General features: G+C 54.1%; 7 protein-coding genes, 2 tRNA genes and 1 pseudogene. 4 read left to right on the top strand and 6 right to left on the bottom strand.

Translation table 11 applies throughout. The annotated features are described in order from the left end of the window. Together DU506_RS20180 and DU506_RS20175 are read left to right on the top strand one after the other, a co-directional pair. Positions 1-242, top strand: a pseudogene (locus DU506_RS20180) (RNA-guided endonuclease IscB); the annotation flags it as partial. Positions 243-358: 116 nt separating this feature from the next. Next, positions 359-1,240 (top strand): NAD(P)-dependent oxidoreductase, encoded by an 882-nt coding sequence (locus DU506_RS20175; protein ID WP_114488649.1) that lies wholly within the window; start codon positions 359-361, stop codon positions 1,238-1,240. 450 nt (positions 1,241-1,690) lie between these two features. Here the strand turns inward: DU506_RS20175 and DU506_RS20170 are convergent. The 3 genes from DU506_RS20170 to gltX all read right to left on the bottom strand — a co-directional run bounded on the left by DU506_RS20170 (position 1,691) and on the right by gltX (position 3,449). Further along, positions 1,691-1,766, bottom strand: a tRNA-Glu gene (locus tag DU506_RS20170). A gap of 48 nt (positions 1,767-1,814) precedes the next feature. After that, positions 1,815-1,890, bottom strand: a tRNA-Ala gene (locus DU506_RS20165). A gap of 80 nt (positions 1,891-1,970) precedes the next feature. After that, positions 1,971-3,449, bottom strand: coding sequence for a glutamate--tRNA ligase (gltX, locus tag DU506_RS20160; RefSeq protein WP_114488648.1), 1,479 nt, complete (start codon positions 3,447-3,449; stop codon positions 1,971-1,973). 364 nt (positions 3,450-3,813) lie between these two features. Between gltX and DU506_RS20155 the strand changes: the two genes are divergently transcribed. Next, positions 3,814-4,347 (top strand): helix-turn-helix domain-containing protein, encoded by a 534-nt coding sequence (locus DU506_RS20155; RefSeq protein WP_114488647.1) that lies wholly within the window; start codon positions 3,814-3,816, stop codon positions 4,345-4,347. A gap of 6 nt (positions 4,348-4,353) precedes the next feature. Here the strand turns inward: DU506_RS20155 and DU506_RS20150 are convergent, their stop codons facing one another. From DU506_RS20150 to DU506_RS20140, 3 genes are all read right to left on the bottom strand, one after another. Further along, positions 4,354-4,935, bottom strand: a complete 582-nt coding sequence (locus DU506_RS20150; RefSeq protein ID WP_114488646.1) for a hypothetical protein — start codon at positions 4,933-4,935, stop codon at positions 4,354-4,356. A gap of 101 nt (positions 4,936-5,036) precedes the next feature. Further along, positions 5,037-6,563: a cryptochrome/photolyase family protein gene (locus tag DU506_RS20145; RefSeq protein WP_114488645.1), complete on the bottom strand. Its 1,527-nt coding sequence runs from the start codon at positions 6,561-6,563 to the stop codon at positions 5,037-5,039. Then, positions 6,556-6,723, bottom strand: a complete 168-nt coding sequence (locus DU506_RS20140; protein WP_114488644.1) for a DUF2256 domain-containing protein — start codon at positions 6,721-6,723, stop codon at positions 6,556-6,558. Before DU506_RS20140 ends, DU506_RS20145 begins: the two co-directional genes overlap by 8 nt. A 210-nt stretch (positions 6,724-6,933) precedes the next feature. On the opposite strand from DU506_RS20140, the gene DU506_RS20135 reads away from it, so the two are divergent. Beyond that, positions 6,934-7,423, top strand: a 490-nt coding sequence (locus tag DU506_RS20135) for an RNA-guided endonuclease InsQ/TnpB family protein (RefSeq protein WP_147273798.1), incomplete at its 3' end; no start/stop codon positions are given.

Genomic DNA, 7,423 nt, shown 5'->3' with positions numbered 1-7,423 from the left:
GTGGCTACCTGATGCGCCAGAAGCAAGTACAAGGTTTTCAGACCGGCGATAGGGTCAGGGCAATTGTCCCGACCGGCAAGAAGGCCGGCACGCATACGGGTCGCGTGGCCATCCGCAAGACTGGCAGTTTCAATATTCAAACCGAACAGGGCGCGGTACAGGGCATCTCCTGGCCCTACTGCACTCTGTTGCAACGCGGCGATGGCTACGGCTACCATCAGATACCCACGACTCAACACTAAAGGAGGCGCGGACAGGGAACCCCGAGTCGTGCTGCGCACGACGCGCTATCCCTCCCGGCGCTAAAGCAACCGGGTTTCCCGCGCAAAACGATGAATTACTCAACAGGAGCTTGAGCATGCGTGACATTACAACCGTTGCCTTTATCGGCCTGGGCGTCATGGGCCACCCCATGGCTGGCCATCTCGCCAAGGTGGGGCTTAGCCTGCGTGTGTACAACCGCACTGCAGCAAAAGCCGACAGCTGGGTAGCCGAATATGGCGGCAGCGCCCACGCCACGCCCCGTGAAGCGGCTGAAGGTGCTGACCTGGTTTTGGTATGCGTGGGAAATGATGACGACGTTCGCCAGGTCACCATTGCTGAAGATGGCGTCCTGGGCAGCATGCATGAGGGCGCGGTGCTCGTCGATCACACCACTGCTTCCGCCGACCTTGCCGAATCACTGGATGCTGCCTGTCGCAAGCAAGACGTTCACTTTATCGACGCCCCTGTCTCAGGGGGACAGCAAGGGGCGGAAAACGGCGCCTTGACGATCATGTGCGGCGGTGATGAGAAAATCTTCACTCATGTGCGCCCTTCTCTTGAGCATTATGCCAAAGCCGTGACACTGATGGGCCCCGCCGGCAGCGGCCAGATGACCAAGATGGTCAATCAGATCTGTATCGCCGGCCTGGTTCAGGGATTGGCGGAAGGCCTGCATTTTGCCGAACAGGCCGGACTCGACAGGCAGCAAGTCATCGATGTGGTTTCTCAGGGTGCTGCCGGCTCGTGGCAGATGAACAATCGCCACAAAACCATGATTGAAGATAGCTACGATCACGGTTTCGCCGTGAATTGGATGCGCAAGGATTTGGCGATTTGTCTAGAGCAAGCCAGACAGATCAATGCGACCTTGCCGGTGACCGCCCTGGTGGATCAATTCTACGCCGACGTGCAGCAAATGGGAGGTGGTCGCTGGGATACTTCCTCCCTACTCAAACGCTTACGCCCAAGAGATTAACCGGGCACTTTTCGCCTTCGAACCACGTCTCACAGGGTTTTCCACACTATCTGTGGATAACCCTGTTCATAACCATTACACAACGCCCCACAATCGCCATGTTCAGTGGCCCAGCCTTAAATTGGTCATTTTTTGATCTAATATAACTCTTTGTTTTTAAACGATTTAACTAAATTTCACTGGTAGCGGAATTTTAAAAACCACTTGTGCATAACGCATTTAGCGCAAACAGAAAAAGTGGACAAGTCAAGCCGAAATTTGCATAAAAATGGCTTTCGGCAGGCAAAAAATCTAAAAACAAGAGGAGTCGGGCAACATGACCAGAGAACGCCGCATAGCAATATAAGCGTCTCAAAATTCACCTTGAGGCGCAGCAATGATAGGTAACGTTTTGGCATCAGGACTTGGCAGGCAAGCCTTGAGAAACAAGAGGAGGAAACTGCAAGTTAATGGCGTCCCATAGGGGGTTCGAACCCCTGTTACCGCCGTGAAAGGGCGGTGTCCTGGACCACTAGACGAATGGGACGTGGTAAGACGCTTTACAAAATGTAGAAAGGGTCTTCGACAAAACGTTTGGTGGAGCCTAGCGGGATCGAACCGCTGACCTCAACACTGCCAGTGTTGCGCTCTCCCAGCTGAGCTAAGGCCCCACATGCCTTGAAGACGGAACGTATAGTACTGATTACGCCCGCCTTCGTCAATAGTCGTGCAACGAGTTCTTGTTATGTTTTTACAGGTCGCGATATTCCTTCTCGAAACGCTTGGCCTGTTTCTTGGAGACGCCTCCCAGCACTTCGATGGCATGTCGTAACCGTGCCCGAGTAACATCGGAGCCTAAAATTGCCATTGCATCCATGACCGATGTGCTCGAGGAAGAGCCGGTAATCGCGATGAACACAGGGGCCAGAAAAGCCTTCATCTTGAGCTCGAAGTACTCGGCCAATGTCTTGACCTCTTCGAGCAGGGCATCTTTGTGCCATGCAGGAACATTTTCGAAACGCCACACCAGAAACTGCAGAAGCTTGACCAGAGTTTCGTCTTCCAGCTTCGCCGAAGAAAAGCTTTCTTTAGTGATCGAAGGCAGCCCCGAGAAGAAATGACCCGCCAATGGCGCTACCTGAGCCAAAGTCTCCACCCTTGGGCGTACTTGAGGAAGAATCTTGCTCACGTAGGCTTCATTGAAGGCCCAGTCCATCAGTGCCTTGAGAAAAGCGCTGTCGTCCAGGTCTTCGCGCAGGTATACCCCGTTGAGCCAGGTCAGCTTCTCCAGATCGAATACCGGCCCTCCCAGGGAGACACGTTGGATATCGAATTGGGCCATCATTTCATCCAGGCTGAATTTTTCCCGTTCATCCGGCATAGACCAGCCCATCCGGCCCAGATAATTGGTCACGGCCTGCGGCAAAAAGCCCATACGGCGATAATAATTGATAGAGGTAGGATTCTTGCGCTTGGAAAGCTTGGATTTATCCGGATTACGCAGCAGAGGCATATGACACAACTGCGGCATGTCCCAGCCAAAATACTCGTACAGCAACTGATGCTTGGGTGCCGAATTGATCCACTCTTCACCCCGTAGCACATGGGTGATACCCATCAGATGGTCGTCCACCACATTGGCCAGGTGATAAGTGGGCATGCCATCGGACTTGAGCAGTATCTGAGCGTCTACCTGCGCCCACTCAACGTCTATCTTTCCGCGCAGCATGTCCTGGACCACGCATACTCCCTGGGTAGGCACCTGCATACGCACCACATGAGGCCAGCCTTCCTGCTTGCGTCGCGCCACTTCCTCGTCAGGTAGCGCCAGGTCAGCCGGTTTCAGCGCCAGTTGCATACCGGCCGCCTTGCGTGTCTCACGCAGTTCATCCAGCTCATCACTGGTGCGATAGCAGACAAACGCATGGCCTTCATCCAGCAGTTGCTGGGCATAGCGGGCATAAATATCCCCCCGCTCACTCTGCCGATAAGGGCCATGCGGCCCACCCACATCGGGGCCTTCGTCCCACTCAAGGCCCAGCCAACTGAGCGAATCAAGGATCATCTGCTCAGACTCAGGTGTCGAACGAACTCGATCGGTATCCTCAATGCGCAAAATGAACTTCCCACCATGCTGGCGAGCGAAGCACAGGTTGAACAAGGCAATGTAGGCGGTGCCAACGTGCGGATCGCCTGTGGGCGAAGGCGCAATCCGGGTGCGTACGGTCATAGTGACGTCCTGTTGAGAGCATATTTTGCGTAGGCCACATTATACGCACCCAGCCATCAACCAAAAGCCACGAAGGGGGAACCACTAAAGAAAACTAAAGTCTTAGTCATGCAACCAAGGTTACATGGGAAGGGTTGCATTGGATGCGCGTTTAAGCACAAAATGCGTGGAAGAGCACAAAAAAGCAGGCATGTCTCTTAAAATCTGACGCCTTGCACTTCACTTTATTGCGCTTATCTTGCGTCTATGCGGTGTGGCAGGGATTAGCGATCGGGTATTAAGCGAACCAAGAAGAATGCTTTTCCCTTCACTTTTCTCGTGACTATACACCCAGCCTCCCCTGGCTCAGCAACAGGATAAAAAGATGGAATCGTTAGGCTCCCGCATCAAACAGTTACGACTTCGGGCCAAGCTCAACAAGGCTGCCCTTGCCCGCAAAGTAGGTGTGTCGGACGTGACGGTTTCTTATTGGGAATCCGGAGCCATCAAGCAGATAGGCCATGAACGTTTGGTGGCGTTGGCTGGGGCTCTGGAATGCTCGCTTGCCACTTTACTGGAAGGCGATGCTTCACCGGCTTTGCTGCCTCTCTGTCACGAAGGCCCCTTGCCTTGGCAACAACCGCAACAGGCAGCGTTTCAGCTCCCCCCCTATCTGCCGTTGGCAGTTCAATGGCAACAAGCGTGTTTTATCGTCACGCCGGCTCCCAAGAACTCTTTCCCGCCGTTGAAGGAAGGCGAACTCGGCCTGCTCGGACCTACTCGTGAATTTCATCAGCCCGGTCACTATGTCGTGGAAAACGGGCAGCGCTTTGATATGCAGTATCTCGAACAACCGCCCCAGACAGACGCCATTCGCGCTATTTTGCTAGGTCGTTGGCAGCCTTCCGCTGCGCCATAAAGACCCTCAAGTGGGATCTTCGATCACCTCGGCCTGGCTTTGGGACCGACGCGACTCACTGCCAATCATGTAGCCCTTGGTATAAACCGCTATTTGCCCCAAGCCATGCTTTGAAGTTCTTACCAGCTCCCCAGCCAGATGTTGGCCCTGCTCCCCGATACGCTGCTGCACCGTGTCAGGTTGAACACTGGCTTCGGAGAGCTGCACACGAACCTGGTACTCGCCGTCCGCTAACCCAGTGCTCGAGCCGAACGGTCCGGCAACAAAATATCCCTGCTCCACTTCTGTACGTGCTTGCCAGCTCACACGGTTGAATTTATGTTCCACCACCACTTGCAGACGTGCGCCATCCGGCAGGTTTGTCTCACCTTCCACCACCAAGCGTCGGTCATTACGCAGCGATACCGACAACGAGACCGCCACCTCGAGAGGCTCGACAGCTTCCTCCGACTCAGGCGTCACCACCTCGCTTTGCTGCTCAGGCTGTGGCTCCGGTGCTTCATCCACTGCATCGTTATTTCCCCCACACCCACTCAGTACCAGCATTGCGGCTACCGCCAGCACTCTCATCCCGTGCCTGTAGACCATGACGTCCTCCTGAAACTCAGCGGAACCTCTACCTTATCATTGCTACCCGCGTCACACAGTGGCTTTCGCTTGCTCCCCCGTCATTCCTCGGCTGCCCAACATCACAGTTGATTTAATTGCTGTAAATGCTGCTCAGCTGTTGTCAAAATCAACTGCTGCTGCTCCACATCCATTTTGCGCCAGCTGGCATAGGGAAATTTCATCCGAGGGTTTTTCTGCAACCTGTCCCGATGGCGATGCAGAAAATGCCAATAAAGGCTGTTGAAGGGGCAGGATCGCGGCCCGGACTTCTCCTTGACCCGATAAAAGCACCCTGAGCAATGGTCACTCATCTTGTTGATATAATTGCCGGAAGCTGCATAGGGCTTGCTGGCCAGCAAGCCCTCATCGGCAAACTGACTCATGCCACGGGTGTTGGGTAATTCCACCCATTCGATAGCATCGATATAAACCCCCAGATACCAAGCATCCACCTGATCAGGATGGATACCGGCCAGGAGCGCGAAATTACCGGTGACCATCAAACGCTGGATATGGTGGGCATAGGCAAATTCCAGCGACTGGCCGATGGCCTGACGCATGCAGGCCATGTGTGTCTGACCATCCCAGTAGAAGTCCGGCAGATCTCTTTGCGCTTGCAGTCCGTTCAGCTGGGCATATTCAGGCATTTTTTCCCAATACAGGGCACGCACAAATTCACGCCAGCCCAATATCTGGCGAACAAAGCCTTCGATCTGTGCCAGCGTGATCTCCTCCTGATGTGTCTGCCAATAATCTTCAGCGGCTCGGATGACTTCCAGCGGGCGGAGCATCTTGGTGTTCAGGGCAAAGGACAGCCGACTGTGGTAGAGGCTCCAGCCCCGATCGGTCAGTGCATCCTGATAGCGTCCGAAATTGGCCAGACAGCGCGCCAGAAAATCCTTCAGCAGAAGGCAGGCTTCCTCGCGGGTAACCGGCCAGATAAAGGCACTGGCCTCCACCTGGCCCAAGCTCTTGAGGCCATGACGCTGGATACGCTCAACAGTTTGCATAACCTCATGTGCGAAAACCAAAGGCTCGGGCAAGACCAGTTTTTTTGGCAGAGCCTTGCGGTTTTCCTGATCAAAATTCCACTGCTCACCCAGGGGCTGCTGGTTTTCATCCATCAGCACCTGAGCCTCCTTGCGCAGTTGGCGATAAAAATACTCCATGCGGTGATGCGGATACTTCTGCCAGGCATCACGCCCCGTCAGGAAGTGCTCACTATCAACCGCTTGCACAGAGCATTTCAGTTGCTGCGCAATTTCCTGAAGTTGCCGATCAAGACGGTATTCATCCGGAAGCTGATATTCAAAAACCTCGATTTGATGCTCCCGGACCTTTGCCTGAATCAGGGCCGCCAAATCCCTGTAGTTTGTGGTTTCATCCAGCGTCATATACTCGACCCGATGACCCTCCTGCCGCAGCGTTCGGGCAAAGTTTTCCATGGCCAGAAAAAAGCCGACCAGTTTCTGGATATGGTGCACCACATAGCTGGCTTCCTGGTGCAATTCAGCAAGCAGGTACAGGACATCATCGTCTTGTTGCTGAAACCAGGAATGCGCAGCATTCAACTGATCACCGAGGATCAATCTCAGGGTTTTAGCCATGGGTGTTTGTCTCACTGAAAGTTTCTCGGACACCATGACTGCGACAGGCCTTGCTGCAGTAGATTACCCCGTCCCAGTTATTGCGCCATTTCTTGCGCCAGGAAAAAGGTCGCTGGCAAACCGGACAGATTTTTTGCGGCAGAAAGGACTTCTTATGCATGAGATATAAAGTAGCCGAGAAGTTAGTTTTTCGACCTTGAAAAACGATACAATAACGATACACAACTTTTATCTAGCCGACTAGCCGATGGCTTATCTAAAAGCGCGTAATACCTCTTCCTGAGTCGCGTAGCGCGAAGGGAGAGGATACAAGCGCGGCGTCCGAGAGGGCACCTTGTGTTCTTACGCAAATGATACTAAACTGTAAATCATGAAAACCGAACGCGCTTACAAGTACCGATTCTACCCGACGCCCGAGCAGGAAATCCTGCTGGCGCGGACGTTTGGGTGCGTGCGGGTTGTCTGGAACGCGGTGCTGCGCTATCGCACCGATGCGTTCTATCAGCGTCAGGAAAAGGTCGGCTACAACGATGCCAGTGCGTTCTTGACGCAACTGAAAAAGGCACCGGAAACCGCGTTCCTGGCCGAGGTCAGTTCGGTGCCCTTGCAGCAATGCCTGCGCCATCAACAATCGGCGTTCAAGCACTTCTTTGCCAAGCGCGCACGATACCCGCGATTCAAGTCAAAGAAGCAGCGGCAGTCCGTCACCTTTGCCAGTTCGGCGTTTGCGTATCGCAATGGCCAGATCACGCTGGCCAAGTGCCAGGAACCCCTCAGCATCCGCTGGAGCCGCGTGCTTCCGTCAGCCCCCAGCACCGTTACCGTGTCCCAAGACCGCGCCGGTCGCTATTTCATTAGCT

The sequence above is a fragment of the Vreelandella rituensis genome, from assembly GCF_003336665.1.
Lineage (GTDB): Bacteria > Pseudomonadota > Gammaproteobacteria > Pseudomonadales > Halomonadaceae > Vreelandella > Vreelandella rituensis.
Note: the sequence above shows the minus strand (reverse complement) of the source record. Positions and strands in the feature narration are given on the sequence as shown.